Source organism: Demequina lutea, assembly GCF_013409005.1.
Classification (GTDB): Bacteria; Actinomycetota; Actinomycetes; order Actinomycetales; family Demequinaceae; genus Demequina; species Demequina lutea.
Window position 1 is genome coordinate 1,561,559 of sequence record NZ_JACBZO010000001.1, and the last position, 25,781, is coordinate 1,587,339.

32 protein-coding genes are annotated in these 25,781 nt (G+C 64.5%); 7 read left to right on the forward strand and 25 right to left on the reverse strand.

Annotated elements, in window-relative coordinates; translation table 11 throughout:
- Position 1: 1 nt before the first annotated feature.
- The 21 genes from BKA03_RS07585 to BKA03_RS07685 form a co-directional block, all read right to left on the reverse strand.
- Positions 2-715, reverse strand: coding sequence for a zonular occludens toxin domain-containing protein (locus BKA03_RS07585; RefSeq protein ID WP_179397812.1), 714 nt, complete (start codon positions 713-715; stop codon positions 2-4).
- A complete protein-coding gene (locus tag BKA03_RS07590; RefSeq protein WP_179397813.1) occupies positions 712-978 on the reverse strand; it encodes a hypothetical protein in 267 nt (88 codons plus the stop codon). Before BKA03_RS07590 ends, BKA03_RS07585 begins: the two co-directional genes overlap by 4 nt.
- Positions 978-2,930, reverse strand: a complete 1,953-nt coding sequence (locus tag BKA03_RS07595) for a hypothetical protein (RefSeq protein WP_179397814.1) — start codon at positions 2,928-2,930, stop codon at positions 978-980. The genes BKA03_RS07590 and BKA03_RS07595 overlap by 1 nt, the downstream gene beginning before the upstream one ends.
- A gap of 122 nt (positions 2,931-3,052) precedes the next feature.
- Complete coding sequence (locus BKA03_RS07600) at positions 3,053-3,226, reverse strand: hypothetical protein (RefSeq protein ID WP_179397815.1); 174 nt, start codon at positions 3,224-3,226, stop codon at positions 3,053-3,055.
- A 205-nt stretch (positions 3,227-3,431) separates the two neighbouring features.
- Positions 3,432-3,620: a hypothetical protein gene (locus tag BKA03_RS07605; RefSeq protein ID WP_179397816.1), complete on the reverse strand. Its 189-nt coding sequence runs from the start codon at positions 3,618-3,620 to the stop codon at positions 3,432-3,434.
- Positions 3,608-3,754: a hypothetical protein gene (locus BKA03_RS07610; protein ID WP_179397817.1), complete on the reverse strand. Its 147-nt coding sequence runs from the start codon at positions 3,752-3,754 to the stop codon at positions 3,608-3,610. Before BKA03_RS07610 ends, BKA03_RS07605 begins: the two co-directional genes overlap by 13 nt.
- Before the next feature lie 223 nt (positions 3,755-3,977).
- Complete coding sequence (locus BKA03_RS07615) at positions 3,978-4,115, reverse strand: hypothetical protein (RefSeq protein ID WP_179397818.1); 138 nt, start codon at positions 4,113-4,115, stop codon at positions 3,978-3,980.
- A gap of 112 nt (positions 4,116-4,227) precedes the next feature.
- Positions 4,228-4,449, reverse strand: a complete 222-nt coding sequence (locus BKA03_RS07620) for a hypothetical protein (protein WP_179397819.1) — start codon at positions 4,447-4,449, stop codon at positions 4,228-4,230.
- Positions 4,450-4,731: 282 nt separating this feature from the next.
- Positions 4,732-5,205 (reverse strand): Clp protease N-terminal domain-containing protein, encoded by a 474-nt coding sequence (locus BKA03_RS07625; protein ID WP_179397820.1) that lies wholly within the window; start codon positions 5,203-5,205, stop codon positions 4,732-4,734.
- Positions 5,198-5,434 (reverse strand): hypothetical protein, encoded by a 237-nt coding sequence (locus BKA03_RS07630; protein ID WP_179397821.1) that lies wholly within the window; start codon positions 5,432-5,434, stop codon positions 5,198-5,200. Before BKA03_RS07630 ends, BKA03_RS07625 begins: the two co-directional genes overlap by 8 nt.
- Before the next feature lie 114 nt (positions 5,435-5,548).
- The gene (locus tag BKA03_RS07635; RefSeq protein WP_179397822.1) at positions 5,549-5,878 is read right to left on the reverse strand and encodes an HPF/RaiA family ribosome-associated protein; all 330 of its coding nucleotides are present in this window, start codon (positions 5,876-5,878) and stop codon (positions 5,549-5,551) included.
- Between the two features lie 145 nt (positions 5,879-6,023).
- Complete coding sequence (locus BKA03_RS07640; RefSeq protein ID WP_179397823.1) at positions 6,024-6,578, reverse strand: isochorismatase family protein; 555 nt, start codon at positions 6,576-6,578, stop codon at positions 6,024-6,026.
- A 68-nt stretch (positions 6,579-6,646) separates the two neighbouring features.
- Entirely contained in the window at positions 6,647-7,144 is a 498-nt protein-coding gene (locus tag BKA03_RS07645) for a flavodoxin domain-containing protein (RefSeq protein ID WP_179397824.1), read from the reverse strand.
- A gap of 117 nt (positions 7,145-7,261) precedes the next feature.
- Positions 7,262-10,672: a pyruvate carboxylase gene (locus tag BKA03_RS07650; RefSeq protein ID WP_179397825.1), complete on the reverse strand. Its 3,411-nt coding sequence runs from the start codon at positions 10,670-10,672 to the stop codon at positions 7,262-7,264.
- A gap of 149 nt (positions 10,673-10,821) precedes the next feature.
- Positions 10,822-11,382, reverse strand: coding sequence for a MerR family transcriptional regulator (locus tag BKA03_RS07655; RefSeq protein WP_179397826.1), 561 nt, complete (start codon positions 11,380-11,382; stop codon positions 10,822-10,824).
- 101 nt (positions 11,383-11,483) lie between these two features.
- Positions 11,484-12,224 (reverse strand): transcriptional regulator FtsR, encoded by a 741-nt coding sequence (ftsR, locus tag BKA03_RS07660; RefSeq protein ID WP_308477955.1) that lies wholly within the window; start codon positions 12,222-12,224, stop codon positions 11,484-11,486.
- Between the two features lie 7 nt (positions 12,225-12,231).
- On the reverse strand, positions 12,232-12,621 hold the full coding sequence (locus BKA03_RS07665; protein ID WP_257020284.1) for an FHA domain-containing protein: 390 nt from the start codon (positions 12,619-12,621) through the stop codon (positions 12,232-12,234).
- Between the two features lie 54 nt (positions 12,622-12,675).
- Positions 12,676-13,260 carry a CDP-alcohol phosphatidyltransferase family protein gene (locus tag BKA03_RS07670; RefSeq protein WP_257020115.1) on the reverse strand — a complete coding sequence of 195 codons (585 nt, stop codon included), beginning with the start codon at positions 13,258-13,260 and terminating at the stop codon, positions 12,676-12,678.
- A 34-nt stretch (positions 13,261-13,294) separates the two neighbouring features.
- Positions 13,295-13,444, reverse strand: a complete 150-nt coding sequence (locus BKA03_RS07675; protein WP_179397828.1) for a hypothetical protein — start codon at positions 13,442-13,444, stop codon at positions 13,295-13,297.
- A 70-nt stretch (positions 13,445-13,514) separates the two neighbouring features.
- The gene (locus BKA03_RS07680; protein ID WP_179397829.1) at positions 13,515-14,147 is read right to left on the reverse strand and encodes a class I SAM-dependent methyltransferase; all 633 of its coding nucleotides are present in this window, start codon (positions 14,145-14,147) and stop codon (positions 13,515-13,517) included.
- Positions 14,144-15,571 carry an RNB domain-containing ribonuclease gene (locus BKA03_RS07685; protein WP_179397830.1) on the reverse strand — a complete coding sequence of 476 codons (1,428 nt, stop codon included), beginning with the start codon at positions 15,569-15,571 and terminating at the stop codon, positions 14,144-14,146. Before BKA03_RS07685 ends, BKA03_RS07680 begins: the two co-directional genes overlap by 4 nt.
- 76 nt (positions 15,572-15,647) lie before the next feature.
- Between BKA03_RS07685 and BKA03_RS07690 the strand changes: the two genes are divergently transcribed.
- Positions 15,648-16,193 carry a MarR family winged helix-turn-helix transcriptional regulator gene (locus tag BKA03_RS07690; RefSeq protein ID WP_179397831.1) on the forward strand — a complete coding sequence of 182 codons (546 nt, stop codon included), beginning with the start codon at positions 15,648-15,650 and terminating at the stop codon, positions 16,191-16,193.
- A gap of 79 nt (positions 16,194-16,272) precedes the next feature.
- Here the strand turns inward: BKA03_RS07690 and BKA03_RS07695 are convergent, their stop codons facing one another.
- The 3 genes from BKA03_RS07695 to BKA03_RS07705 all read right to left on the reverse strand — a co-directional run bounded on the left by BKA03_RS07695 (position 16,273) and on the right by BKA03_RS07705 (position 18,731).
- Entirely contained in the window at positions 16,273-16,785 is a 513-nt protein-coding gene (locus BKA03_RS07695) for a hypothetical protein (RefSeq protein WP_218855998.1), read from the reverse strand.
- A 36-nt stretch (positions 16,786-16,821) separates the two neighbouring features.
- Positions 16,822-17,250, reverse strand: coding sequence for an OsmC family peroxiredoxin (locus BKA03_RS07700; protein ID WP_179397833.1), 429 nt, complete (start codon positions 17,248-17,250; stop codon positions 16,822-16,824).
- 65 nt (positions 17,251-17,315) lie between these two features.
- Positions 17,316-18,731, reverse strand: a complete 1,416-nt coding sequence (locus tag BKA03_RS07705) for an MFS transporter (RefSeq protein WP_257020116.1) — start codon at positions 18,729-18,731, stop codon at positions 17,316-17,318.
- A gap of 79 nt (positions 18,732-18,810) precedes the next feature.
- Here BKA03_RS07705 and BKA03_RS07710 point away from each other — a divergent pair, with 79 nt between their 5' ends.
- The 3 genes from BKA03_RS07710 to BKA03_RS07720 are packed head-to-tail and all read left to right on the forward strand — an operon-like array spanning position 18,811 to position 21,223.
- On the forward strand, positions 18,811-19,740 hold the full coding sequence (locus tag BKA03_RS07710; RefSeq protein WP_179397835.1) for a serine aminopeptidase domain-containing protein: 930 nt from the start codon (positions 18,811-18,813) through the stop codon (positions 19,738-19,740).
- Positions 19,737-20,504, forward strand: coding sequence for a glycerophosphodiester phosphodiesterase family protein (locus BKA03_RS07715; protein WP_179397836.1), 768 nt, complete (start codon positions 19,737-19,739; stop codon positions 20,502-20,504). Before BKA03_RS07710 ends, BKA03_RS07715 begins: the two co-directional genes overlap by 4 nt.
- The gene (locus tag BKA03_RS07720; protein ID WP_308477956.1) at positions 20,501-21,223 is read left to right on the forward strand and encodes a gamma-glutamyl-gamma-aminobutyrate hydrolase family protein; all 723 of its coding nucleotides are present in this window, start codon (positions 20,501-20,503) and stop codon (positions 21,221-21,223) included. Before BKA03_RS07715 ends, BKA03_RS07720 begins: the two co-directional genes overlap by 4 nt.
- Positions 21,224-21,345: 122 nt before the next feature.
- Here BKA03_RS07720 and BKA03_RS07725 read toward each other — a convergent pair whose 3' ends face one another.
- Positions 21,346-21,840, reverse strand: coding sequence for a DUF2231 domain-containing protein (locus BKA03_RS07725; protein ID WP_179397837.1), 495 nt, complete (start codon positions 21,838-21,840; stop codon positions 21,346-21,348).
- Positions 21,841-21,987: 147 nt separating this feature from the next.
- Between BKA03_RS07725 and BKA03_RS07730 the strand changes: the two genes are divergently transcribed.
- Genes BKA03_RS07730 through BKA03_RS07740 form a run of 3 tightly spaced genes read left to right on the forward strand, consistent with a single transcriptional unit; the run spans position 21,988 to position 25,780 of the window.
- Positions 21,988-23,559, forward strand: a complete 1,572-nt coding sequence (locus tag BKA03_RS07730) for an SDR family NAD(P)-dependent oxidoreductase (RefSeq protein WP_179397838.1) — start codon at positions 21,988-21,990, stop codon at positions 23,557-23,559.
- A 56-nt stretch (positions 23,560-23,615) separates the two neighbouring features.
- Complete coding sequence (locus BKA03_RS07735) at positions 23,616-24,551, forward strand: ABC transporter ATP-binding protein (protein WP_179397839.1); 936 nt, start codon at positions 23,616-23,618, stop codon at positions 24,549-24,551.
- Positions 24,551-25,780, forward strand: coding sequence for an ABC transporter permease (locus BKA03_RS07740; protein ID WP_257020117.1), 1,230 nt, complete (start codon positions 24,551-24,553; stop codon positions 25,778-25,780). Before BKA03_RS07735 ends, BKA03_RS07740 begins: the two co-directional genes overlap by 1 nt.
- Position 25,781: the final 1 nt, after the last annotated feature.

Genomic DNA, 25,781 nt, shown 5'->3' on the forward strand with positions numbered 1-25,781 from the left:
ACTAGTAGCCCCATTCAGTGGTGGTAGGTGATGTGGAAACCGCGACAGGAGCCACGGCCGGGGCCGCAGCTGCGGCGCGAGTCTTATCCAGGAGCGCCTTGAGTTGTTCCTGGGCACGGTCGCGGGCACCACCGTCGTAGGGGTCGCGTTCGTCGCGCAGGTGACCGGCACGCTCGATCTTGTAGTCAGTCGAGTACGCGCCGGACGCGGTGCGGGAGCGGCGCACGATCTCGCGTTTCATGTACTTGCCGCGCGGGAATTGGTCCTCCGCGAAGGTCTTGTACACGTACGCCTCAACAAGGCCCAGGTTCCACCGTTCGGCTTTCGTCACGTACAGCGTCAAATCGCGCAGCGCCACGTCCAGCCGGTTCCACACTTGAGCAGTCCACAGGATCTCTACGCGCACGCCCTCCTTCCGGATCTGACTCATCCACTCGAGCCACACCAGCGGCGTCTTGAGGGACCGGCGCGACGGCAACCACAGGTGAACCTCATCGAGAAGGATGAACCCGTTCTTCACTTTCATGAGATTTTCAGGGGTCACAACTGGGCAGTCCTCGCCGTCGATCGTCAAAGGCGTCGAGGAGTACACATCGACCCCGGCCCGGTGCTTGCCCACAGCACGCTTGACACCCTCAAGACTCTTACCGGACCCCATGGCACCGATGACGCCACGGATCATGCCAGGCCACAAGCCCTCCAGCCGGATACTCACGACGCACCCCAAAACTGGTGGTAGATCCACACGGCGAAGCCCCACACGGTGACCGCGCCCTCGACAGCCATGAGCACACCTAGGCAGGCGAACGCGAGGGCCATGGGAGCCCAACCGGCGAGGGGACCGAACCCACCCGTGAGGTAGGTCACGTACTGCGCGATCGACGTCGGATCGAGTGCAGCCACGGACACATTGGGAAGCAGGTTCGCAAGCCACACGACGAACGCAACCGCGCCCGAGTACAGGGATTCAACGATCATCAGTCGGACGCCTTTGACACGAAGTAGGGGCGCACGATGTAGAACACCCCGAGCAGGGTCCCCACCGACATCGACAACTCCATGAGGTGATACGCGATGGTCCACTGGGGGATCACGGTCGCCGGGTCGCAGGGGATCACCGCACGAAAGTCGCCAAGAGCGGGAACACCCGTCGTGTCGAACACGACACCCTCAGAGGTGCACCCGCCAGCGACAACCGTCGGAAGGGATCGCAGGCTCACACCGACTTGCAGCACCGCACCCAGAAGCGGGTCCGCAGACACCGCCGCAATGCCCGAGCTAGTGATCGTCTGAATCACCCCCGGACGGGGCACGAAAGCCCACGCGAACGCACATTTGACCGGTTGCAGAACCCACTCCGAAGGGTTAAACACACCCCACCCATGGGGAAAACACTGTGTCGAGTCCGACGACGGAACAGGATCCGGAGTGTCCACAGGACCGGGCACGGGCGGCACAGGATCAGGCTGGGGCACAGGGTCCGTGACGACGGGCGTATCCACGTAAGCCACAGGGTCCGTGCTAATGATCGGATCCGTCGTGCCCGTCACGACACCAGTCACAGGGTCGACCTTGACGGTCGTATTCGGCGACACTTTGCCCGGGTCACGAAACATGCCATAACAGAGCCCGAGCGGCGCATCGTACCCACCGAACCGACACTGATAGTCGGAGGCCTTAGCCGAATCACTCACCCACTCAGGACACCCAACAGCAGCCACCCCGCAATACAGCGACGGTGACCCCGAAAACACCTTCCACAACTCGACCTGACAACCGCCAGACTCACAACCCGGGTACTCGACAGGCATCGTCACGACCCAGCCCGGAGCCGTGTACGAGTAAACGCTTTGTGTCCCCGAGGGCGTCACCCAATCCACGGCGAAATGACCCAACGTCTCCCCAGCGTTGCAACTCACCCCGGGCCACTCCAACGGCGCACCGTCACCAACACCAGCAGCCGCGACCGACGTCGAGAACGACCGCGTGCCAGCGGCAGACACGCAATCCGCAGTAGTGACGAGGGTCCCCGTCAAGCCGTCCGGTTGCGCCGGATGCCAGTCAACGTGACCCGGCGGATACCACGGGATCACCACAGTGACGCTACTAGAGGGAGACGTGTCACGCCTCACATTCCCCCAGAACTCCAGATGATCAAACCCAGTACCCGCCGGACAATCCACAACGCCGGACAGATTCACGGTCGTAACGTAATTGGACGCCCACCGCCGATTTCCTAACCCGATACCACCCTCCCCAACGTTGCCCGCCTGCACCAACGCGCCACCACCGACAGGCTGGCAATAGACATACGCGTCTGCCGCCGTGGAACCCTGAATGTAGTCAGACCCAGAATCAACCGTCGACGCCAGCGTCATAACCCCCACCGCTGACACGTTCGCACCGCCATACCCGCCGTACACAATCAGGTCATTCGAAATCGAAAAGTAAGCCTGTTGCCAACCGAACGGACCCGTAGACGTCGGAGCACCAAACCCCTCCGGCAAGCCCGGAGTCTGTACCAGCGAAGTCGACCCCTTTGGAGCATAAAACTCCCCAGCCGCGACCTTTGTCATGCCCACCGCGATCGCACCGCCAGCAGCCGCAGAGACACCGGTCCAGGCAAGATCCGCCGCGCTGAGCGCCGCAGCGCCACCCGCCGCGACCGACGTACCCGCCGCCGAAGTCGCAACCGATGCACTGGAGAACGTACCCACGCCCTCAGAAATCGCGTCCGCCATGATCGCCCAACCCGCAGGACTACACAGGGACGAGTCATCCGGAGCACCAGGGGGACACGGGTAACCCATCGTGCGCACGCTGCCAGCAGCTTGTGCGACACCGCCGCCGAGCATGATGATGAGCACGGTCAGTCCCGCGACCAACGCGGCCACACCGAGCTGCCCGAGTACTTTCGTTGTGCGATCCATAGCAAGGCCTCCTTCCTCGACCGCCCACCAACACCAGGGAGGCAACGGTGATGATGAGCGGACGGGGGAGAGGGAGTGTGTGCCGAAGCGCTCCCGCGCATGGCACACACTCCCGCTCGCCGTTAAGCCTTGGGGCGGTTGCGACGCGAGTGGATCGCGCCGAGAACGGCACCAACGACCGCAGCGATCACGGCGAGCGTGATGAGCGCCGGGATTACGTACGTGGTGTACGCCGACACGGTCGTGTCGACACCACCGCTGAGGGCGGTACCAACATCTGCAATAGGGCTAGGCATCTGTTTATCTCCTTCCTTGTGTCATGGCGAGAACGGCCCGAAACCCGCCCACCAACAGACCCGCCGCGACTGCGGACAGGTAAACCTCGACCCAGCCGGTCATGCGCCGTACTTCCGCGACATTGCGGCGAGCACGTGCGACACGAGCCAGATCATTAAGTCGAAAACCGCGACACCCGCAGCGAGCACTTTCATCAGGTCCACGTCAGACCCCCGAGCGCCAGAAGCGCACAAGCCACCAGGCGCAGAACACGAGGCCAGCACCAGCAATCGTGATGAACGCGGGCATGAGAAGCCGCACCTCAGGAAGCATTCCGGCGACCATCTGGCCAAGGAGGCGGCTCACGATGTCGCCACCGAGGACACCGCCAATCGGCGCGACTACCGCATCCATTTGGACACCACCAGCACCACACCGAGGAACACGAGCGTGCAGCCCACGACGACGCCGAAGAGGACGCCCGCGTCCGCGTTGTGCGCCAACGCGCAAATCGCGTCGTGCCGTGTCGCGGCAGCCGAGACGGACACGAACGACAACGGATCACCGGTCCCGCAGTCCGTGGGATACCCGTCCGCGCCGATCACAGCACACCGGCCCGCGACAGAGCAGCTGCGTCACGTCGAGCGCGCAGACGACCACGGACACGCCACAGCAGGCGAAGCCGCAGCAGCCGGATCAGAACCGCACTACCCGCGACGGGAAGAACAGCAATCGCGACCGCACCAAGCACGGTAAAGACCAGGGCGCGGATCACAGGGACACCCCAGGCGAGCGCAACCACGCACGGTGCTCCGCCTCAACCGCCGAGACAACCGTGTACACCGACAACACGACCACCCCCGCCACGACGGCCACGCCGCCGAGCACACCGCCGCAGAAGCCCTTCACGACTCGCCTCGCAGCGCGTCCCGCACCATGATCACCGCGACCAGCAGCACGCACACAAGCAAAAAGCCGAGGAACACGAAAGGTTCGGCAACGGTCAGCCAGGCCTCAAAGTTCACAGTTCCGCCGCCGTGGGTCGGCACCGATCGAACCATGCAGGGTCGTGCTCGCGGTATGCGGCGACCATCGTGAGGATGCCGACAGCGGCGCCGTCAGAGGCCCAGGCCCGCACGATCTCGCGCTGTTGTGTGTGAGCCAGGATGGAGAATTCGTGGTGCGCGTGGCACTCAGGTGTGCCGACCTCGTTGACGACATCGGCGCCGCGATGGTGGCCCACGATCGCGCAAGGGACACAGGCTCTGGTCGTTACGTCAAGCGACGCATCCCACCTGGTAGCAGGCGCTTGGCTTGACTTTTCGGCCAAACGCCGATAATGCACATTATGTCCGATAGGCGATAGCAACGCCCTCGAGACCGCGCTCCCCGCGTGAACGTGGAGTTCTTGGGTCTCGCTGTACAGCCACAATGAGAATGTTGCCCTGGAAGGACCCGGCCTACGTTGGCGCAACGACCCGGCCCGCGTTGTAGCAAGCCCCTCGTGGGTTCATCGGCCGTGGCGTCAACGGCGTCGGCCGATATGTGCGATGAGCGCGGTACGATCGGCTCCCGTGATGGCGAGCGCGCGCGGAACCGTGCCCAGCTCGGCCTGTAGCACCCCGAGCAGGAGATCGGTGGGCGTCTCCCCCGCCCGCCCACCCCTCCTTGCGATCTCGTGGCCGCGCTTCAATGCCGACTTCGCCGATGCTCCCCATTGTGGCGCGCGCGTGCGACCGGATCTCGTTGCCCTTTCGGCGGTCAACGGCTCCACCCCGGCCGCCGCGAGGCTCGCCTGGCGCTCCTCACGGAGCGCGGCCTCTACACGGCCTCGGTCTAGCGCGACTGGCTTCAGGATTCTTGCCGTTTCATCGCAAGGGCCCGCCAGGACGAGAAGCAGGTGCTCGGCCTCTACCGTTCTAGCGTTCAACTCCGAAGCCAGTCCCCTCGCTTGCTTGGCCACGTCGCGCGTGCTCATGGGGGCAACGACTTCATGCATGGCGTCTCCTGAGATCGATATCGGCGGCTATGAGCCTTGCGGAATGCTTCTTGTGCACTGCTTGACGTGTCACGCCGAGCGCCTCGGCAACCTCCGACCACGACCAGCCTGCTCGCATGGCGCGCTCGACGCCGGCATCCTCGAGGGTGTCTGCCATGGTCCTCAGCGCGAGGACTGCTGCGAGGTCGTTGGCGATGTCACCCATCGGCTGTCGTTCGCGACTCGTCATATAAGCAACTTATGTTGCCTATAGGGAATTGTCAACCCCAGTTGCTTATTTGTCACTGACGAGACGTTCGGCGGGAAGCCCTCTCCCCGACTCAAAGCCGTGCGACGCGGCGGATCAGTTGCCGCCCCGGTGCTTGTCATCACGGCGTCCGAAGGTGGTGTCGAGCACATGCGTCAGCTTCTGCAGGGCGCCGCTCACCGCGGCGTCGACGGTCGAGGCGTCATCGGAGACGAACTCGGGGTTCAAGCCCTCGGGGCGGGCCTCGAGCCGACAGCGAATGTCGTCGCCTGTGCTGCGACCGGCGCTGCCATCGGTGAGGTGAACCTCGACCCGGGTCAGGCGCGCCGCGAAGTGCTCGAGGGTTGACTCGACGAGCAACTCCATCTCCGCGATGGAATCCTCGGAGAGCGGGATGTTGTGACCGGTGTTGATGATGACCTTCATAGTCGTCTCCCTGCAATTGCGGACCACCGGGCGCTGCACTGCTCACAGAAGTGCGAGGTGCGCAGACTCGTGTGTGGTGTCCGTAACGTCCACCCTACGTCGGTAACCTGCGGGCACCCTCTTCGAGTGGTGTCGCTTCCTGCGCCTACGAGGCGAATTCCACACCCGCGGCTGAGCCCACCGCGGCCACTCTCCCCGGCGCCGTTTGGTGTGCCCAGTACAAGTTCGTGTGGGCAATGACCTGGGCGGGCGGTGGCGCGCCCCACGAACTGAGGTCTTCAGTCGTGTGTGCGTCGTGAACCAACGTGACGTCGTAGCCACGTGTAAAGGCCCCGTGAAGTGTGGAACGCACGCACGCATCCGTCTGCGCACCCGCGATCACGAGGCGTCCGATGCCGCGCTTCAAGAGCTCGTCTTCCAGGGTCGTGTCCTCGAATGCGTCGCCGTATCGCTTGTGAACCACGGGCTCGTCGGGCTGTTGAGACAACTCTGGGACGATCCGCCAGCCCTCGCTCCCCTGTGCCATGTCGGCATCGGAATGCTGCACCCAGAACACGGGAACCTGCGACTCACGGGCGCGCTCCACAAGCGTTCCTATTGAAGCGATCACGTTTGCGCGCTCATGCGCGGCCGCCATCACGTCCACCTGAACGTCGATGACGACGACGGCGCTATGGGGTCGGTTGTCGAGGATAGTCATTTGGGGAGCCTCCCGTGTGCCGCGTGCGGTTCCACTGTATTGCCCAGGGCCGACACGACGATTGGGGCTCAGCTGATCGCGGCCTCGCTCAGTTCCAGCGCGACCGACTCGGCCCATGACTTGACCTCATCAAAGTCGCGGAAGTCCCCAAGCGGCGGGTCCAAGGCCCGAATGAGCGCTCGCTCACCAATGTTGAGCTTGTCAGGGTCGAGCGCTCCCGCGAAACGCTTGTGCTCGCGTGCACCAATCGCGTCGGCGATCGAGTAAGCCTCGTCCTTGGGCTGACCCTCGACAACGACGTTTTCCATGCCCACGGAGAAGGTCCACACATCACGCAGGCGAAGCGCCTCGCGGTGCTCCTTTGCTAGGGCGGATGCGTCCCGCCTCCACAGTCCCCCGTAGACGGCGGATCCGAGGATCACCGCGTCGAACGGCATGACCGAGCGAACATCGGCTGCATCTTGAAAGTCGACCTCGAAGCCTTGACCCTCCAGAGTCTCGGCAATCGTCTTCGCAACTGCGCGCGACGAACCGTACTTTGACCCCACTGCGACCAGAACCTTCATGACACACCTCCTTGCAACACATGGTCTCTCGACCTTCTTGCTGACCTCGGGGTCAAAGGTCCCGGGGTCCTAGATGATGGTGATTTACCTGCGACAATGCGTGACATCGGTGGGTTGCTAGTTGGCGTCGATGACAAGCACGAGATCCCCGCCTTGAAGCGGCTCGGTGCCCAAAATTGCCAATCGAACCACTTTTCCGGAAACCGGCGCCGTGATCGATGCCTCCATCTTCATGGCCTCGATTGTCGCGACGCTCGCCCCAAGCTCGACCACATCTCCTACAGCCACCAACGGAGTGACCGCGCCGGCGAATGGAGCACTGACCTCCCCGAGAATGTCCGGGTTGGCCTTCACGCGGGCATGCACCGTCACTTCCGCAGACAGGTCCATCACCTGTACCGGTCGGATCTGTCCGTTGTAGTTGAACATGACCCAGCGAAGCCCATGATCGTCGGGCTCGCCGACGGCTTCGAGCGTCACGAGCATCGTGACACCTCGCTCCAGATGAATCGTGACCTCTTCCCCACTGCCGGGTGTCATGCCATACAGGTAGTGGTAGGTGTCGATGACCGAGATGTCGCCATACTTCTCGACAGCCTTATCGAAGTCCTCTGCGGGAGACGGGAAGAGCAAATGGTTGAGTGCGCGGCGCCGTGACGGGCCAGAGCCCGCAAGGAGTTCGCGGTCCGAGTCTGACAACACCGTCATCTGACGCGTCGTGCCCCTGCCTTCGAGCGCCTTGGTGCGGAAGGGCTCCGGCCAACCGCCGGGAGGATCACCAAGCTCGCCCCTCAAGAAGGCGATGACGGAGTCGGGAACGTCGTAGGAACCGGGGTTTTCCGCAAAGTCGACAGGATCGGCACCCAGGCCCACGAGGTAGAGCGCAAGGTCGCCGACCACCTTTGAGGACGGGGTGACCTTGACTAGGCGACCAAGAATGCGGTCGGCCGCGGCGTACATGTTCTCGATGTCCTCGAAGCGCTCCCCCAGCCCAAGCGACAGCGCCTGTTGGCGAAGGTTGGACAGTTGACCGCCCGGAATTTCGTGGCGATACACGCGTCCCGTGGGACCGGGAAGTCCGGACTCGAACGGTGCATATAGCCTGCGCACGGCCTCCCAATACGGCTCCAGGTCTGTCACGGCGTTGAGCGACAGCCCGGTGTCCCTCTCAGTGTGCTCGAGAGCGGCGACGAGCGCGGACATGGACGGCTGGGAGGTGGTGCCCGCCATTGCCGCATTCGCAACGTCGACGGCGTCTACCCCCGCCTCCGCCGCGGCCATGAGCGTGGCGAGTTGGCCGCCTGCAGTGTCGTGAGTGTGCAAATGCACGGGCACGTCGAAACGATCGCGGAGCGCTCGCACAAGCGTCCCGGCGGCGGCGGGCCTCAAGAGACCCGCCATGTCCTTGATCGCGAGCATGTGCACGCCTGCCGAGACCAGCTGGTCGGCGACCTTCAAGTAGTAGTCGAGGGTGTAAAGCTTCTCTGCGGGGTTGGTCAGGTCGGACGTGTAGCACAACGTGCCTTCGGCGACTGCGGTGCCGGTCTCGAGCACCGCGTCAATCGCGGGCCGCATCTGGTCGATGTCGTTGAGTGCATCAAAGATTCTGAAGATGTCGACGCCCGTGGCGGCCGCCTCCTGGACGAAGGCATGAGCCACCTCGTCGGGATACGGCGTGTATCCAACGGTGTTGCGGCCCCTCAGGAGCATCTGAATAGGCACGTTGGGAAGGGCGTCGCGCAGCGCCTCCAAGCGAATCCATGGGTCCTCGCTCAGGAATCGCATCGACACGTCATAGGTGGCGCCGCCCCATGCCTCGACCGACAACAACTGAGGCGTAGTTCGCGCCACGTGGTCGGCGACAACGAGCATGTCGTACGTCCGCAGCCTCGTCGCAAGGAGGCTCTGGTGGGCGTCACGGAAGGTCGTTTCCGTGACGGCGAGTGCCTTCTGCGCTCTCAAGTCCGCAGCAAAGCGGGCGGGGCCTACGGCACGCAGGTGTTGGAGCGCGGCATCGGGAACCGGAGTCTTCGTATCGATCTTCGGAAGCTTGGCGGCAGTCCTGATCATCGGGGGCGGATCGCCGTTCGGCCGGTTGATCGACACGAGGGCCAGGAACTCCATCAACTTGGTCGAACGCTCTTGGGATTGCGACGCCGAGACCAGGTCGGGGCGCTCCTCAATAAAGCGCGTCGAGAAATCACCCGCCAGGAACTCGGGGTCCTCAAGCACTGCCCTCAGGAATGGAATGTTATTGGCCACTCCCCTGATGCGGAATTCGGCGAGCGCGCGCCTTGCCCTACTCACCGCAGTCGGGAAGTCTCTTCCGCGGCACGTCAACTTCACGAGCATCGAATCGAAGTGACCGGTGACTCGGCCGCCGGCGAGGCCCGTCGCACCGTCCAGGCGGACGCCCGCGCCTCCGGGGCTGCGGTAGGCGACAATGCGCCCCGTGTCAGGCTGGAAGCCGTTGGCGGGATCCTCGGTGGTGATCCTGGTCTGAATCGCGAAGCCGTTGGTGCGAATCTGGTCCTGGAAGATGCCGATCTCATCAAGGGTCTCCCCCGCCGCGATCCGCAATTGGGTGCCGACGAGGTCGATGTCAGTGACTTCCTCCGTCACCGTGTGCTCCACCTGGATGCGCGGGTTCATCTCGATGAAGACGTGCTTTCCGGCACGCTCACCCTCGGTATCAAGCAGGAATTCGACGGTTCCCGCGTTCACGTAGCCGATGCTCTTGGCGAAGGCCACGGCGTCCCTGCACATCGCCTCCCTGATGGCGGGATCCAGGTTGGGGGCGGGCGCGATCTCGATGACCTTTTGGTGGCGACGCTGGAGAGAGCAGTCGCGCTCGTACAGGTGCACGACGTTGCCCGTCGCGTCGGCGATGATCTGGACCTCGATGTGGCGAGGCCGGATGACGGCCTGCTCCAGAAAGACGGTCGCGTCGCCGAATGCGGCCTCGGCCTCGCGCATGGCTGCCTGGAGGAAGCCCGGGAGGTCTGCTGCGGTTTCGACACGGCGCATTCCCCGTCCCCCACCGCCCGCTACTGCCTTGACGAACAAGGGGAAGCCGATGTCGGCGGCCTGAGAGATGAGCGACTCAACGTCGGTCCCCGGCTCGGTCGATGCGAGCACGGGGATTCCCGCCGCCTTGGCCATGTCGATTGCCGTCTTCTTGTTCCCTGACATTTCGAGAACGTGCGCGGGAGGGCCGATGAAGACGATGCCGTTGGCCTCGCAAGCGCGCGCCAGGTTGGGGTTTTCACTGAGGAAGCCGTAACCGGGGTAAATGGCATCGGCGCCGGACAGTTTGGCGACACGGATCATCTCGTCGATGTCGAGGTACGCGCGTACGGGGTGATCTATCTCCCCGATCTGGTATGCCTCGTCAGCCTTCTGGCGGTGCTCGGAGAAGCGGTCCTCAAAGGGAAAGACCGCAACGGTCTTGGCCCCATGCTCGAATGCGGCGCGAAACGCTCGTACCGCGATCTCGGCGCGGTTGGCAACGAGGACCTTAGAAAACATTGACTTCCCTTCGACGGTGGCTTTATCTTGCCAGTTTTCCAAGGGCTCGTAGGCGCCTTTAGTGCAGGACGTTGGGCCCAGGCCCCGCGACACTCCAAAACAGCGGCCGTGCTGGTGTCGCAATGGCGGGGCGGCGATCGCGACGAAAACTAGCTGGCCGTGGCCTTCCTGGCCCTCAGCTCGGCAAGTTCGTCGACCACGGCGATGGTTGGCGGCTCGTGGCCTCGGTCGGATGGCAGCGTCGCGAGCGATCCTTCGAGCTCACGCCACACCTTGCCAAGAGCGATGCCAAACACACCCTGGCCGCCTTGAACAAGGTCGATCACTTGGTCATCCGACGTGCATTCATACACGGAAGCACCGTCGGACATGAGGGTGATTCGGGACAAGTCATCGACGCCGCGTTCACGCAGGTGCTCCACCGCGGTACGAATCTGTTGCAGCGAGACTCCCGAGTCAAGGAGTCGCTTCACTACGCGCAGTACCAGGATGTCGCGGAAACCGTAGAGACGTTGAGTCCCTGAACCGGTCGCGGGGCGCACTGTGGGCTCTACCAGCCCGGTTCTGGCCCAATAGTCGAGTTGACGATACGTGATTCCGGCCGCTTTGCACGCGGACGTACCCCGGTATCCGGCGTTCTCGTCGAGGGGCGTCAGTCCGTCGTTGAACAGCACGCCTTGGTCGCGTGCCGGGAAGTCCGTGTCTGCCATGTCCCCTCCTTTACCTTCGACCTCAACGTTAGGGTTTCGCGACCCTCAAATCAACGACCATCGCTATTCACGGTACCGCGTGTCGCTGCTTCGCCCCATGATCAGGGGCGTGTCACTTCGGTGCGTCGCACAAACGCCGCGAATACGTCCGCTGCGGCATCGAGTCGAGCGTGCCTGGAAGAGGTCGCATCCCGGTAATCGTCTTGGCGCTTGAGCGGTGCGGAAAGCACCTCCGCCGCCTCCACCTCGCGTTGAGCGACTCTCGAAAGGGCCCGCAATTGTCGGACGTCCGCGCCCGCGGCGAGATAGTGCACACAGGCACCGAGAAGGGCAACATCGGACCTGTCGAAGCGACCAGGGGCCGATTGCTCGACGATGCCCTCGGAGGCCAGGAGGGCCATCATGTCCGCGGTCGCTCCTGTCAGGCGGGCCGCCTCCTCGATCGAGACGACATCGGACCGCTCGAAGCCGACGGCCGCGAGTGATAGCGCCTCGTGCGCCGCGCCCACGTCGAGAAGTTCCAGGCGTTCACGGATCACGCTGAGCGGCGCATAGGCGTCCCGTTGCTGACGGAGTACGTACCGCAAGCGCTCTACGTCCGCCGCCGAGTACAAGCGATAGCCCGCCGGGGTGCGTTGAGGCACCACGAGGCCCTGAGTGTCCAGGAAGCGAACCTTAGACGTCGTGAGCGAGGGGAAGTCATGCGAAAGGGCACCCATCACGTCGCCAACGCGCAGCGTCGGCTGATGAGACAACTGATGGGGCCAATGCCCCTGTCGGGGCGCGTGCCCCAATTGCGGGGCCGCAGCTCCGAGGGATTCGCGCGGTGTGGGTTCTGCCACGACGAGGCTACTTGGCGGCGCCGGGATAAAAGGTGAGTCGGTACTTGCCAATCTGCACCTCGTCGCCAGCCTCGAGCACTGCCTCAGCGACCCGGTCCCTGTTCACATACGTACCGTTGAGCGAGCCTGCGTCGCGCACCCGGAACTCCGTGCCGGTGCGCAAGAAGTGGGCGTGCTCCCTACTCACGGTGATGTCATCGAGAAAGATGTCGCATGACACGGACCGGCCGGCGACGGTGACGTCGACGTCCAGAAGGAAGCGAGCGCCGGCGTTGGGCCCATGGAGCACGATCAGCAACGCGTGGTCCGCGGCAAGCGCGTCCACGGCGATCTGTTCTTGAGCCCCTAGGCGCGTCGGTCCCGTGTCGTCACCGGTGATGTGCGCTGCAAGGGACATCGTCCGTTCTACCGGCGATTCGTCATACGTCATGGCGCCTCCTTTGTGCACATCCTATGCTCCCAACGGCGCCGCGGATCGAGACTTTCGCAACTGAGCGAGGTATTGCACGGCGGAGCCCCAATAGGCGATCGACGAGATCGCCGCCGCGACGATGGCAAACGTGTGGACGCCGTCCCAGCGGCCGTACGCGAGGTAGGACAACGGCAAGAAGACGTAGAGCGCAAAGGTTGCTGATTTTCCAAGAAACGTCACCTGCGGCGTCGCCGTGCCGCGCCGTCTCCACCACAGCAGGGCGGCCCCCATCACGAGGTCACGAGCAAGCAAGAGCGCGACGAGCCACCACGGAATGATGTCTCGCCACGCAAGCCCGAGAATGACCACGGCAGTGAGCAACCGGTCGGCGGCGGGATCAAGCACCCGACCAAGGGCCGATGTCTGACCGAGCCTGCGCGCCAGATAGCCGTCGAGGAAGTCGCTCGCTCCCGCGACAAAGAGCACGGCAATCGCCCACCCGTCGACGGACCTGACGAGCAACAGGCCGAACGCCACGGCGAGCCCGATGCGCGCCACGGTGATGAGGTTGGGCAGGGTCACCTGCTCCCGCACCGACATGCCCGGTCGGACCGTTGATTCCATGGCCCCATCGTAGAGTCGCGGTGCTGCGGTGCTCCTACTCGGCCTTTTTCAGGTCCATCACCTGGTCGACGCGCTCGGCGGCAATCCGGGCCGCGTCGTCTTCCGTGGCCCCGCGTGCCAACTCGTTGGCGCGGATTTCCTCGAATACTTCGTGCCTACTGACCGTGTTTTCGGTGTCTGACATGACGGCTCCTTTCCTGCACTTTCGACGTTACAGAGAATGCGCGACTTTGGCACCTTCTGAGAGACAAAATTCACCGAGCGTTTGGAGCGCCGGGCGCGATCTCACGGCGGAACTCGGCGACCATGTCCGTGACTACGTGCCCGGCGTGGTGGCCCACGGCCTCCCTGCTTGCCTCGCGATAGTTCAGCGTCCACCCCTCGCCGATGCAGTCAACCAACTCGTCCAGGCCGAATCGCCTGTGAGCGGGGGGTCCGGGCGCGGTGGGGTCTGCATCGGGCGCGTGAGCGGTGATGAGCAGACTTCCCCCCTGGGCCACCGCCGAAGCGGCCACCCGCCAGACTGCGTGACGCGTCTCGCGGGACTCGTGGAAGAACGACAGGGAGACGAGGCCGTAGGCCCCGTCCGGCGCCCACGTGGCAAGATCCGCGGTGAACCACGTGACGGTGAGTCCCCTTTCAGCGGCGGCCTGCTTGGCACGCGCGATTGCGGCCGACGCGAAGTCGACACCGGTGACTTGCCAGCCAGCCTGAGCCAGCCACAGGGCGTCACCGCCCTCGCCGCAAGCGAGGTCGAGAGCCTTGCCGCCTGGGTGGGGCGGATGCGCGTCGCCCCACGCCCGGACGGTGTCGTTAACCCTTCCGCTCCATACCGGAGAGGCGCCATAGCGTGCCTCCCAGGTCACGCGCGGCTCTGTGTCGCTCACGATGCCGCTTCAAACTTGGGGCCCGTCGCCGCATCGGCGCTGACGAGTCGCACGTGTTGCCGTCGGCCCACCGTCACCGTTCCGGAGCACTTGGCGACGACGGCGGGTGCGGACAGTTGCACGGTGTTCGAGTCAAGCCCAACACCCTCGAACATCTCCCCCACGTGTGGCGCGAGCACGGCAGCCTCGACCGCATCAACACAAGCCCTGTCAACCCGGCTTCCGCGCCTCACACCGGTCTCCATCGCGGTGCCAAGACCGGGCAGCGCCGTGACCACCCAGTCGGGCACTTGACGTCCCGCCGCGTGGGCCAGACACACCTCGGTGCCGTACCGGTCGACGAGCCGCCTCAGTGGCGCCGTCACGTGTGCGTATGGGGCCGAAAGGGCGCCGTGAGTCACGGGATCTGGCACCGGCATGCCGCCCGCAACGTCGAAGGGTTGCCACGCCGCTCCACGAAAGAGCGACACCGCAGCGGTGAGGAATGCGGCGCCACGTGGGCTCTCCGCATTGAGGGTCGTCAACACGTGCGCGTACGACTCATCCGGTGCCCACTCGACTCCCAGCGCGGCCGCCTGGTGCCGAAGCCGCTGGAGCGCGGCCTCCGATGCGGGTGGCATCGTGCGCAATACGCCCACCCCTGCCTCCAACATCAGCCGAGCGGCCGCAGAGCCTGTCAGCAGCGAGACCTGGGCATTGTCATCCTCGATCGGGCGCCCGGCGCGGAACTCGAGGGTGAGCTCGTCCCCCTTGCGCACGACCTCCTGGCTGGGCTTTGGCAGGCTGACGGCGCCCGCGCGGGCCAGCGACGAGCGCCGTGCGTCTCCCAGCTTCTTGAGATTCGTGAGGAGTTGCATGGCGTCCTTCGGAGGGGCGGTCGTCAGTTGCTCGTAGGAGTACTTGTGCGTGGACCGAACCCAGGCGCGCCGCATGTCAATGGTCCGCAGTTCCCCCGCGGCGTCGACGCCAAGGTCCCACACGACGGCCTTGGTGCGTTGGCCGGGCAACAGTGACGCGTATCCCTCGGACATGGCCAGCGGGTGAAGCCCGATGCGCTCGTCGGGACAATAGGTCGTCTCGACCCTCGCCCACGCCTCAGTATCGATGGCCCCGCCGGGCACCACGTGTGCCGCGACGTCTGCAATCGCGTAGCGCACGCGCCAACCCTGGCCATCGACCTCGACGAGTACCGCCTGATCCAAGTCGGTCGAGCCTTCGGGGTCGATGGTGACGAACGACACGTCAGTGAGGTCGTCCCGCTTGCCTTCGATGTGCGCGGGCTCCTCGTCGCGACCGCCCCGGGCAAGCTCGGCCAACACGCCAGCCGATCGTTCCTCGTGAATGCCCTCATCCGACCGAATTTCCGCAAAGCGGTGCTCGAGTTGGGTGAGCGATGTGCGGGCGACCAAGCGGCGAATCGGCATGCGCTTACCTTAATCATCTTCTCGACGTTTTCGATCGACTACTAGACACGGGAACTTCGGCGATTACGCTGACTGCATGGCGGGCACCGACGGTCTCGATATCACGCTCTTTCGCGCGCTCACTCTCGTTGCGCGCCAACTCACGGTCGTTGTTGAGCACAGGCTCCACGCGGAGGCCGGTATTTCGCTTCCCGAGTTCGAGATTCTGAGTGCCCTCGCCGCGGCGCCCGATCGCCGGGCGCGCGCTGGTGCGCTGGGTCAGATGCTTGCGTGGGAAAAGTCCCGAATCTCCCACCAAGTGGGGCGGATGGAGCGCAAGGGGCTCATCGAACGGTTCAATTGCGCGGACGACTTGCGGGGCACCTGGGTTGGCCTTACCGACGCGGGTGCGGATGCAATTGCGTCGGCCACACCCGCTTACGACGCTGCAATACGGGCGCAACTGGGCAAGCTGGCCGCCACGGACGGCGGCGTGAGCCTGGCTCGAGAGGTGCTCGGCATTGGCGCGCATGTGTACCCGAACTCTTGTCAAGTAGAGGTGGCGTTGTTGATCGCTTCGCTCGACCGCGTCGATAAGGGCACCTTGGCGGAACATGCTCGACCGGAGCCAATGAGTACATGAGTGTTTGATCGCGACCGAGACGAGCACTGATGTACTCGTAGCGTGCGGTGTGGGCGGCCACGGCGCGCATAGCGGAAAGTTACCGGCTGAGGGGTCCGATCACCACGGCGGTGGTCTTTGCGGGCGCCGCCGTCGCTCCTGGAAGTCTGCATGACTTCTCGCGTCGGACCCTGCCGACAAATGCCCAGCCGAGCAGGGCGATCGCGCCCACCGCGAGGTACGGCTGCAAGGGCCCAAAGAACCTGATCGCGCCGGAGTATCCCAAGGCGAGGAGCACGAGCTTGTTGCACACGGGGCACCCCACGGCAAAGAACGTGACCATGCCTCCTGCGGCGCCAAGCCTTCCCTCACGGGCACGCGGAGCGGAGTCTGGAGTCGCCACGTAGGTGGCTGCAACGAGCCCCGCCAGCACCGAGCTGATCGCCAGCGCCGTCCGTGACCACGGGGTCGGCGGCACGTCGCGGCCGAACACGGGGTTGTCGATAAGGTCCGTGGGGATCGCGATGAAGAGGTAGGTGGCGATGGCGGTCCCCGCCGCGAACCACCAGCGCCGCGCGGGCCATTGCCTCAGGTCGTGAAGTAGTCCGCTCATGAAGAGACCATACCCCATGGGGTATGTGGATGGCGGCTAGAGCAGTGCGGCCGAGGTGAGCGTTACCGTGGTGCCCGTGAGTGCCTTGGACACGGGGCAATCGCCCTTGACGACCTCGGCGAACGTCGCGAAGGCGGCCTGGTCCATCCCGGGGATCTCGGCTATGACGGTGAGCGCCACGCCGGTAATTCCCTCGCCTGGGACGAACGTCACGTCGGCCTTGACGTCGATCCTGGTGGCGACGAGTCCCTGCTCGGCGAGGCCATGCGCCATCGCCATGGAGTAGCACGCGGCATGCGCGGCGCCCAGGAGCTCCTCGGGTGTCGTGGTACCGTCGGCGCCCTCTGCGCGCGCCTTCCAGTTGGTCGCAAAGGTGCCGAGGCCAGAAGAGATGAGGCTCGTCGAACCCGCGCCCTCCGCTAGCGTTCCCGACCAGGTTGCCTGTGCAGTGCTGACGACGCTCATGCTTGTTTCCTAACGGTAGAAGGCGGCATACAGAGGGTGAACCCCTCGGGGTGACGCGGTGTTCCCTAGATCGTGCCTCGATCGGCGGGAGTTCGCACGAGGAGCAACAACACGAGGCCCACCGCGACCACGGCGATCACTCCGAGAGTGCCCCAAATGGTCGCGCCGGTGATCGTGATCATGAGGGTCCACATTCCGGGCGCCATGAACGACGCCGCCCTGCCTGTGGTGGCGTAGAGGCCGAAGATTTCGGCCTCCTTGCCTCGCGGGCTGACGCGCGTCAGCAGGGATCGCGAGGCCGCCTGAGCGGGGCCGACGCATGCGCTCAATACCAGGCCAAAGATCCAGAAGATCACGGAGCCCACTCCGTGGAATACGACGACAATGACGCCCGAGATCGTGATGAGGCTCAGCGCGGTGACAATGACCGCGCGCGGTCCCAAGCGGTCGTCATACCGTCCCGCGATGATGGTTGAGATGCCCGCAATGAGGTTGGCGGCGATTCCGAACAGGATCACATCCTGGTTTGAGAAGCCGAAGGACTTCGACGCGATGATGGCACCGAACGTAAAGACGCCCGCGAGACCATCGCGGTAGACGGCGGATGCCAAGAGGAACCACAGCGTGGGGCGCGCGGTTCGCCACAGCTGCATCAAGTCACGCCACAGGACTCCGTAGCCCCTGACCCACAGAACCATGTGCGCCCACAACGAGACCGTGCTGGCGCGTTCCTTGACTGGACGCACCTCGGGAACGAAGACGAAGACCGCCCAGCCGAAGGCCAGCACCCAAGCGGCGCAACCCACGGCAATGATTCGGTAGGCCATGCCGTTCGATGTGTCCATCCCCCACCAGTTGGCGCCGTCGGCAATGACGACAATCACGAGGGCGACGATGCCGCCGACATAGCCGAGGCCCCATCCGAGGCCGGACACCCGCCCAACCGTGGAAGGCGTCGACACCTGGGTCAACATCGCGTTGTAGTTCACGCCCGCGATCTCGGACACGACCGACCCGAAGGCGATGAGGCTCGCTCCAAGCCAGAAGTAGCCTGGTGCGGCCTGAACGAAGAAGAGCCCCAGCATGGACGCGACGAGCAGCGCCGTGGTCACGCCGAGCCACGCCTTGCGGCGACCGGTCGCATCGGCCCTCTGTCCAAGAACCGGCGCAAGCAAGGCAACGAAGATGCCGCCAACGGTGATCGCCAGGCCTAGGCCCGACGTGAGGTGCGCGATGGCGGCGTCGTACTGCTTATTGCCCTCTCCCAGCTTCGCGATAGCTGGATCGATGAACTGGTCCGACGTCAGGTAGAGCGCGGTAAAGACGAAGGTGATGATCACCGAGTTAAACGGCTGCGTTGCCCAGTCCCAGAGGGCCCACGAGACCACTCGTTTCCGGGGAATGGGTACCCCCAAGTCGGCCGGATCGATCGTGACATCACGAATGGAGGGCAGGTCAATCTCTTCGGCGCCATCGCTCATGGGCATAGTCTGCACGTTTTTGGTGAACGAGAGGTTGCGCCGCGCCTTCTCTCCGGGCAAGGACGGCTAGCCTGAACTCATGGGGATAGTGGACGCGGATTGGACCGAGGACGTTCTCACGGGGTTCTCAAGAACCCGATTGGGAACGGCGACCCTTGTGCGTCCTAATGACCAGCCCGACGCCCCTAAGTCGGCCGTCCTCCACGTGCATGGCTATAACGACTATTTCTTCCAAACACACCTTGCCAACGCGTTCGTGGATTCCGGGCGCGTGTTCTACGCGGTAGACCTCGCCCGAGCGGGTCGGTCGCTTCTTGCGGGCGATATTCCCCACTACATGGCGGACGTGGCCGAGCAGGGCGACGGCATCGATGCCGCGGTTCGTGCGATCGCGGACCTTCATCCGGGCCTACCCATCGTGGTCCACGGACACTCGACGGGTGGGTTGACCTCCGCGATATGGGCCGCCGACCGCGGCCACCCCGCATTGGCAGGCGTCATCCTTGACTCGCCGCTCTTCGGCAAGCGCTACGGTCCGTTGCAGCGCGCGGGCTCGCACGCCTTGCCCGTGCTGTCGACCTTGAGGCCCCGCGGCGTCGTATCGCATGGGCCCTCCGTGTACGCGACCCACCAACACGTGAGCGGGGGCGGTCGCTGGGACTTTGATGTCACCTGGAAGCGGCCGCACGGCCTGCCCGCAAGGGTGGCGTGGGCGAACGCGGTGCGGGTAGCGGAGGCGCGCATTGCGAGGGGGCTCGGACTGTCGGTGCCCGTTCTCGTGGCCCGTTCGGACTCTTCGGGCCCAGACGTCGCCTCCAATCCTCTGCTCGACTCCCAGGACACCGTCCTCGATGTCGCCCACATTGCGCTCATGGCTCCCCTGCTGGGTGAGCGCGTCACCGAACTCGTGGTTCCCGGAGGCGTTCACGAGTTGAGCCTCTCGCGTGACGAGCCGCGCGCCTACTACTTCCAGGGAGTCTTTGAATGGCTCGATAGTGTGGCGGCATGACGAGCAACGGCTACTTTGACAACGGCGGAACCGTGGTCGCGCTTGCACACAGGGGCTTTTCGCTCGACGGGCTCGAGAACTCCATGGCGGCCTTCAGGGCAGCGGTGGACCTGGGCTTTCGCTACGTCGAGACCGACGTTCACGGCACCAAGGACGGCAAGGCGGTGGCCCTGCACGATGCCTCCCTTGACCGCACGACCGATGGTCATGGCGACGTCGCCGATCTGAACTGGGCCGAGGTGAAGGGCGCGAAGATCGGCGGCGTCGAGCCGGTCCCGCTGCTCGAGGACCTGCTCGGCACGTGGCCCACATTGAGGGTGAATATCGACGTCAAGGGGACGTCGGGCATCGCCGCCACCGCCGACGCCATCGAACGGACTCGTGCTCATGACAGGGTGTGCCTCGCATCGTTCTCGACCGTCAGGCGAGAGGCGACCGTCGCGCTGCTCAGCAAGCCCGTCGCGACATCGGCCGGTACCCGAGAGGCCGCCGCGTTCTTTGCGGGCGGTTTCATTGGCGCGAACATGGCGGCGCCCCTCGTTGCGGTCGGCGCGGTGCAGGTTCCCGTCAAGCTGGGGGCCGTACGAATACTCACCGCGCGCCACATCGCCGCCGCGCACGCGGCAGGCAAGCAGGTACATGTGTGGACCATCAACGACAAGGCCGAGATGGAACGGCTGATCGCGATGGGCGTTGACGGCATCGTCAGCGACAGGGCTGACGTTTTGAAAGAGGTCCTCGTAGCTATCGGACGGTGGGAGTGAGCGCGAGCCGACCGATCATCGGTGTCACTAGCTACCTCGAGCAAGCGACGATGGGCGTGTGGGATGTACCCGCCGTCTTCTTGCCGACTTCTTATGTGAAGCCGATTGCCGCCGCTGGTGCGAGCATCGTTGTCCTGCCTCCCCAAGAGGTGAACCCCGAAGCGGTGTCGCGCATCCTCAACGGACTCGATGGCCTGTGTGTCTCGGGCGGATACGACGTTGACCCGGCCGCCTACGGTCACTCCCCGCACCCCCAGACCGATGCGCCGCGTAACGACAGGGACGCGTGGGAGTTTGCTCTTCTAGCGGCGGCCCTCGAAGCCGATATGCCGGTGCTCGGGGTGTGCCGCGGGGCGCAAGTGCTCAACGTGCTGCGGGGCGGGACGCTTCACCAGCATCTTCCCGATGTGGTGGGTTCGCCTCGACATCAGGGTGAAAACGGCGTCTTTGCGAAGGTGCCCGTGCGCGTCATCGAGGGCACCCTGCTCGCGACACTTCACCCCCTTTCACGCGAGGTTCCCGTTTATCACCACCAGGCGATCGATGCCCTCGGGGCGGGTCTCGTGGTGTCTGCCTGGAGCGACGATGGCGTGATCGAGGCCGTCGAGGACCCCTCGCTGACGTTCTGCATTGCAGCGCAGTGGCATCCCGAGCAAGACCCGGGCGGCGCGAGACTTTACCAAGGCTTCGTTCAGGCCGCGCGAGCGTATCGCGCGTAGGGGCCACCCGCACTCCCCCACCCCGCCGTTGCGCTGAGCCCTTTGGACGGCGTTGCGAGCGTCGACGCCAAGGGGGCCCCGGCAGTTGATGCCAAGGCCCCCTTGAGCGTGTGTTCGACCGACTAGTGGAATGTGCTTTCCCACACGGCTCTGGCTCCCGCGTCTCCTACCAGCGCGATGATGGTGGTGGCGCCTACGGATGCCACGATGACCAGGGCGCCGAGCGCCCAGGTCGTTGCTCGGCTCAGTAACGCGCTCAACGCAGGCGCCTGCCCCGCTGCGGCCCGCTTTGCCTGATACCGGAACCAATACCACTGGCCCCACACCGCGGCCACCATGAAGATCATCCATGGGGGAACGGCCTGGGCGCCGTGAATATGTGCATCGATGAGTTTGGTATCCGTCACGTGCGCGTGGAGATACTCGCCCGCCTGCATGGCGATCGCGGCGCTCGCCGCCGCGGCCAGCGTGAGGATGGGCGTCACGATCCCCAACTTGCGTCGGGCGGCGGGCCACACCGTTCCAAGAATGGCCGCGATCGACGCTGAGGGAGCCAGCATCACTACCGCGTGCACAAGGAGTGGATGCAAGGGCAACCCGTTGAAGGTCCAACTCATCAGTAATTCTCCCGCCGTCGGCGACTCGTGTAGCCGCGCTATGCACGATGCTGGCGGCGATTGCCCCAAGTTAACGCCAGATTTGCTGGGAGTTCACGCAGAGGCTCCCCCAGAGTTCGCCGAGTGCACTCGGAGTGTCCCGAGAGAATGCCTCAAGCAAGGCGCTTGGGTAGGCTCCTTCCCGTGCCCACCGATGCCGACCCCCCCGAAAACGTCGCCGGTTCGGTCGACCCCCAAGACCTTGCGACGACGCTGCGCGTGCTGGCCAGCTTGCGCGGGTTGAGCGAGGACCACGCCGACTTCATCGCGGTGCGCCAGGGCACGTCCCACATGTTCAAGGCCGTGAAGCAGGAGCGTCGGCGCGAGAAGCGCTCGGCCATCGCGGAGGCCGACAAGGAGGTCGTCGCGGCCACGGCCACCGGTGCATCCGACCGGATCGACGATGAGACCAGGGGCCTCACGCTCGAGGCACGTGCCTCGGCAGCTACCGCAGGCACTCTCCTCAAGCCGCGCGCCTGCTATATCTGCAAGCAGAAGTACAGCCTTGTCGACGCCTTCTATCACCAGTTGTGTCCCGAGTGCGCCGCCGTCAGCCACGCCAAGCGCGAGGCCCACGCCGATCTCACGGGCAAGCGCGCCCTCCTCACGGGTGGTCGCGCCAAGATAGGCATGCACATCGCCCTGCGCCTGCTGCGGGACGGAGCCCACACCACCATCACCACACGTTTCCCAAAGGACGCGGTACGTCGCTTCGCCGCGATGGACGACGCCGCGGAATGGCTGCACAGACTGCATGTGGTCGGCATCGACCTGCGCGACCCCGCTCAGGTGGTCGCGCTGGCCGATGCGGTGGGAGCCGAGGGTCCGCTCGACATCCTGATCAACAACGCCGCCCAGACAGTGCGTCGCTCCCCCGGCGCCTACGCCCCCCTCGCGGACGCCGAATCCGTCCCCATCGAGCCGAACCTCTGGCCGGAGGGGCGAGGGCCGACCGTGCTGACGTTCGGACACACGAGGGACATTCACCCTCACGCGCTGGAGGACTCGGTCAAGGCACATCCGCTTCTCGCCGCAGCCGCGCTTCCTGCCGACGGGGCCTCGGCGGCGCGTCTGAACGCGCAGACGCTCACCGACATGGCCCTCACCGCGGGCTCGTCGTCGCTCGCGCGCCTCGCCGATGGCACGGCGATCGACGCGGGCGGCCTTCTCCCGGATCTCCACCACTCGAACAGCTGGGTGCAGGCCGTGGGTGAGGTGGACGCGCTTGAAATGCTCGAGGTGCAGTTGTGCAACGAGACCGCGCCGTTCATTCTGATCAGCAAGCTGCGAGGCAGGCTCGCGGAGGCCGCCCGCGCGGGGCGCAATGGACGCGCCTACGTGGTCAACGTGTCGGCGATGGAGGGAGTCTTTGGCCGCGGCTACAAGGGCCCAGGCCACCCGCACACGAACATGGCGAAGGCCGCGGTCAACATGCTCACGCGCACGAGCGCGCGCGAGATGTTTGAGACCGACCGCATCCTCATGACGAGCGTCGACACGGGCTGGATCACCGACGAGAGGCCGCACCCCACCAAGGTCCGCCTCGCCGAAGAGGGCTTCCACGCGCCCCTCGACCTAGTGGACGGCGCGGCGCGCGTCTACGACCCCATCGTTCGTGGCGAGGCTGGCGAGGACCTGTTCGGGGTCTTCCTCAAGGACTACAAGCCCTCCGGCTGGTAGGGCTAGCGCTGTAGCGCGGCAATCTCCCAGGCATCACCGGACCTAGCATGGACGTCATGAGCATTGCCGCGAGTTCGACCACCAGCAATCCACTCGTGCGGGTTGAACACTTCGGAATGAGCTTCGGTCGCACGGAGGTCATCCAGGACCTGTCCTTTGAGATCAGGCGCGGAGAGACCTTCGGCTTTCTCGGCAGCAACGGCTCGGGCAAGACGACCACTATTCGGGCGCTGCTCGGCATCTACCAGCCAACTCGCGGGCTGCTGCACATCGACGGACGGGAATTTAGCCCGGATAACGGGGATCGGCTCGGGTACCTGCCGGAAGAGCGCGGCCTGTATCAGAAGGAGTCCGTCGTCGATGTGATGATGTACTTCGGCAGGCTGAAGGGCCTCGGGCACGCTGCCTCCAGGAAGTGGTCGCTGGACTACCTCGAACGTGTGGGAATTGCCGACAAGGCGGCTGCTCGCATCGACAAGTTGTCGCAGGGCCAGCAGCAAAAGGTCCAGCTGGGCGTCACAATCATGAATGGCCCCGAGCTTCTCATCCTCGACGAGCCGACCAAGGGCTTCGACCCCGTCAACAGGAGACTGCTGATGGAAATCATCGAGGACCAGAAGCGCGCCGGGGCGACCGTCATGATGGTGACCCACCAGATGGAGGAGGTCGAGCGGCTGTGTGACCGCATCCTGCTCCTCAAGGGCGGCAAGGCGCGCGCGTACGGCACTGTCGATGAGGTGAGGGCCGAGTTCGGCGGCACGCGTATCCATATCGACACCGATGGGACGGTCCCCACTTCCGATGCCTACCGCATCGTCGCCACGTCGCCGGGTCGCACCGAGCTAGAGGTCGGCAACGACGTCGACACCTCGACCATCCTCTCCTCCCTGGTATCTGCCGGGATCGCGGTGCGGAGCTTCACGCCAACGCTGAAGTCCTTGGACGACATCTTCATCGAAATTTACGGCGCCGACGCGACGGGAGTCGAGTGATGATGCGCAGGCATGCTCTCCGCGAGGTCGTTGGCTTTGAGGTGCGACGAACGCTTTCCAAGAAGCGGTTCTGGCTCGCCACTCTGCTCGTTCCCGGGCTCTTGGTGGTCATCTTCGCCATCTCGTTCCTCTCGGGGACTTCCTCCAACGCCGCGACTCAAGCGCAATCGAGTTCGCGCTTCACGTTCGAGTACGTCGACGAGTCAAACCTCATCGATCCGGCTTTGGCGAAGGCGGCCGAGGGCACAGTCGTCAGCAGTGCCGACCAGGGCCTGGCGGATGTGAAGTCGGGCTCGGTGACCGCGTTCTTCGTGTACCCGAAGGACCCCAGCAAGCAGCCCATTGAGGTCTATGGCGTCAATGACGGCGTCTTCGGAAACGGCAAGTATTCGACAGCGGCCATCAACCTTCTGAAGGCCAGCGCAACCCAAAAGATCGGCTCACCGGAATTGAGTGCGATTGTTCAGGGCGCCGCAACGACCCACAGCACGACGTTCGAGAACGGTCGCGTCGCAGGGGGGATCGAGTCGGTGATTCCGCCGATGCTCTACCTGGTCTTGCTGTACATCGTGATCATCCTGATGGGCAATCAGATGCTGTCGGCAACCGTCGAGGAGAAGGAGAACAGGGTCACGGAAATGATCCTCACCACGATCAGGGCAAAGACCCTCCTCGTCGGCAAGGTGGTCTCGCTCTTCGTCATCGGCTTCGTGCAGATGGTCGCTTTCGCAATCCCTGTGGGAATTGCTTACATGGCCTTCCGAGACAAGCTGAGCATCCCCAACGTCGACCTGTCGACACTTCAATTTCAGGCGGGCCCGATGATCATCGGGGCGCTGCTCCTCGTGGGCAGCTTTGCCCTCTTCACCGCGACGCTTGTGGCCATCGGTGCGGCGATGCCGACGGTCAAGGACGCGGCCCCGTTCTTCGCCGGCATGGTGATTACGCTCTTCCTTCCCATCTATGCGGTGTCCCTTATCGTGACGTCGCCACAGGCACCAATCGTGCAGGCGTTCACGTTCTTCCCGTATACCGCACCGGTCACCGCCCTGGTACGCAACGCATTGGGCTCCCTGCCGCTATGGGTCGCGATCATCGACATCGTGGTGCTTTACGGGCTCTCCGCGGTCGTACTACAGATCGCCGTGCGGATCTTCAAGTACGGCTCCATCGAATACGGCAAGAAGGTCTCCCTCAAGGGCGCGCTGGCGCTGCGCGAGAACCGCTAGG

Coding starts and splice junctions, on each gene's coding strand:
- BKA03_RS07590 (WP_179397813.1), bottom strand. CDS start 978: ATGATCGTTGAATCCCTGTACTCGGGCGCGGTTGCGTTCGTCGTGTGG.
- BKA03_RS07595 (WP_179397814.1), bottom strand. CDS start 2,930: ATGGATCGCACAACGAAAGTACTCGGGCAGCTCGGTGTGGCCGCGTTG.
- BKA03_RS07600 (WP_179397815.1), bottom strand. CDS start 3,226: ATGCCTAGCCCTATTGCAGATGTTGGTACCGCCCTCAGCGGTGGTGTC.
- BKA03_RS07605 (WP_179397816.1), bottom strand. CDS start 3,620: ATGGATGCGGTAGTCGCGCCGATTGGCGGTGTCCTCGGTGGCGACATC.
- BKA03_RS07625 (WP_179397820.1), bottom strand. CDS start 5,205: ATGCATGAAGTCGTTGCCCCCATGAGCACGCGCGACGTGGCCAAGCAA.
- BKA03_RS07630 (WP_179397821.1), bottom strand. CDS start 5,434: ATGACGAGTCGCGAACGACAGCCGATGGGTGACATCGCCAACGACCTC.
- BKA03_RS07635 (WP_179397822.1), bottom strand. CDS start 5,878: ATGAAGGTCATCATCAACACCGGTCACAACATCCCGCTCTCCGAGGAT.
- BKA03_RS07640 (WP_179397823.1), bottom strand. CDS start 6,578: ATGACTATCCTCGACAACCGACCCCATAGCGCCGTCGTCGTCATCGAC.
- BKA03_RS07645 (WP_179397824.1), bottom strand. CDS start 7,144: ATGAAGGTTCTGGTCGCAGTGGGGTCAAAGTACGGTTCGTCGCGCGCA.
- BKA03_RS07650 (WP_179397825.1), bottom strand. CDS start 10,672: ATGTTTTCTAAGGTCCTCGTTGCCAACCGCGCCGAGATCGCGGTACGA.
- BKA03_RS07655 (WP_179397826.1), bottom strand. CDS start 11,382: ATGGCAGACACGGACTTCCCGGCACGCGACCAAGGCGTGCTGTTCAAC.
- BKA03_RS07665 (WP_257020284.1), bottom strand. CDS start 12,621: ATGTCCCTTGCAGCGCACATCACCGGTGACGACACGGGACCGACGCGC.
- BKA03_RS07670 (WP_257020115.1), bottom strand. CDS start 13,260: ATGGAATCAACGGTCCGACCGGGCATGTCGGTGCGGGAGCAGGTGACC.
- BKA03_RS07675 (WP_179397828.1), bottom strand. CDS start 13,444: ATGTCAGACACCGAAAACACGGTCAGTAGGCACGAAGTATTCGAGGAA.
- BKA03_RS07685 (WP_179397830.1), bottom strand. CDS start 15,571: ATGCCGATTCGCCGCTTGGTCGCCCGCACATCGCTCACCCAACTCGAG.
- BKA03_RS07690 (WP_179397831.1), top strand. CDS start 15,648: ATGGCGGGCACCGACGGTCTCGATATCACGCTCTTTCGCGCGCTCACT.
- BKA03_RS07695 (WP_218855998.1), bottom strand. CDS start 16,785: ATGAGCGGACTACTTCACGACCTGAGGCAATGGCCCGCGCGGCGCTGG.
- BKA03_RS07700 (WP_179397833.1), bottom strand. CDS start 17,250: ATGAGCGTCGTCAGCACTGCACAGGCAACCTGGTCGGGAACGCTAGCG.
- BKA03_RS07705 (WP_257020116.1), bottom strand. CDS start 18,731: ATGAGCGATGGCGCCGAAGAGATTGACCTGCCCTCCATTCGTGATGTC.
- BKA03_RS07710 (WP_179397835.1), top strand. CDS start 18,811: ATGGGGATAGTGGACGCGGATTGGACCGAGGACGTTCTCACGGGGTTC.
- BKA03_RS07715 (WP_179397836.1), top strand. CDS start 19,737: ATGACGAGCAACGGCTACTTTGACAACGGCGGAACCGTGGTCGCGCTT.
- BKA03_RS07725 (WP_179397837.1), bottom strand. CDS start 21,840: ATGAGTTGGACCTTCAACGGGTTGCCCTTGCATCCACTCCTTGTGCAC.
- BKA03_RS07730 (WP_179397838.1), top strand. CDS start 21,988: ATGCCTCAAGCAAGGCGCTTGGGTAGGCTCCTTCCCGTGCCCACCGAT.
- BKA03_RS07735 (WP_179397839.1), top strand. CDS start 23,616: ATGAGCATTGCCGCGAGTTCGACCACCAGCAATCCACTCGTGCGGGTT.
- BKA03_RS07740 (WP_257020117.1), top strand. CDS start 24,551: ATGATGCGCAGGCATGCTCTCCGCGAGGTCGTTGGCTTTGAGGTGCGA.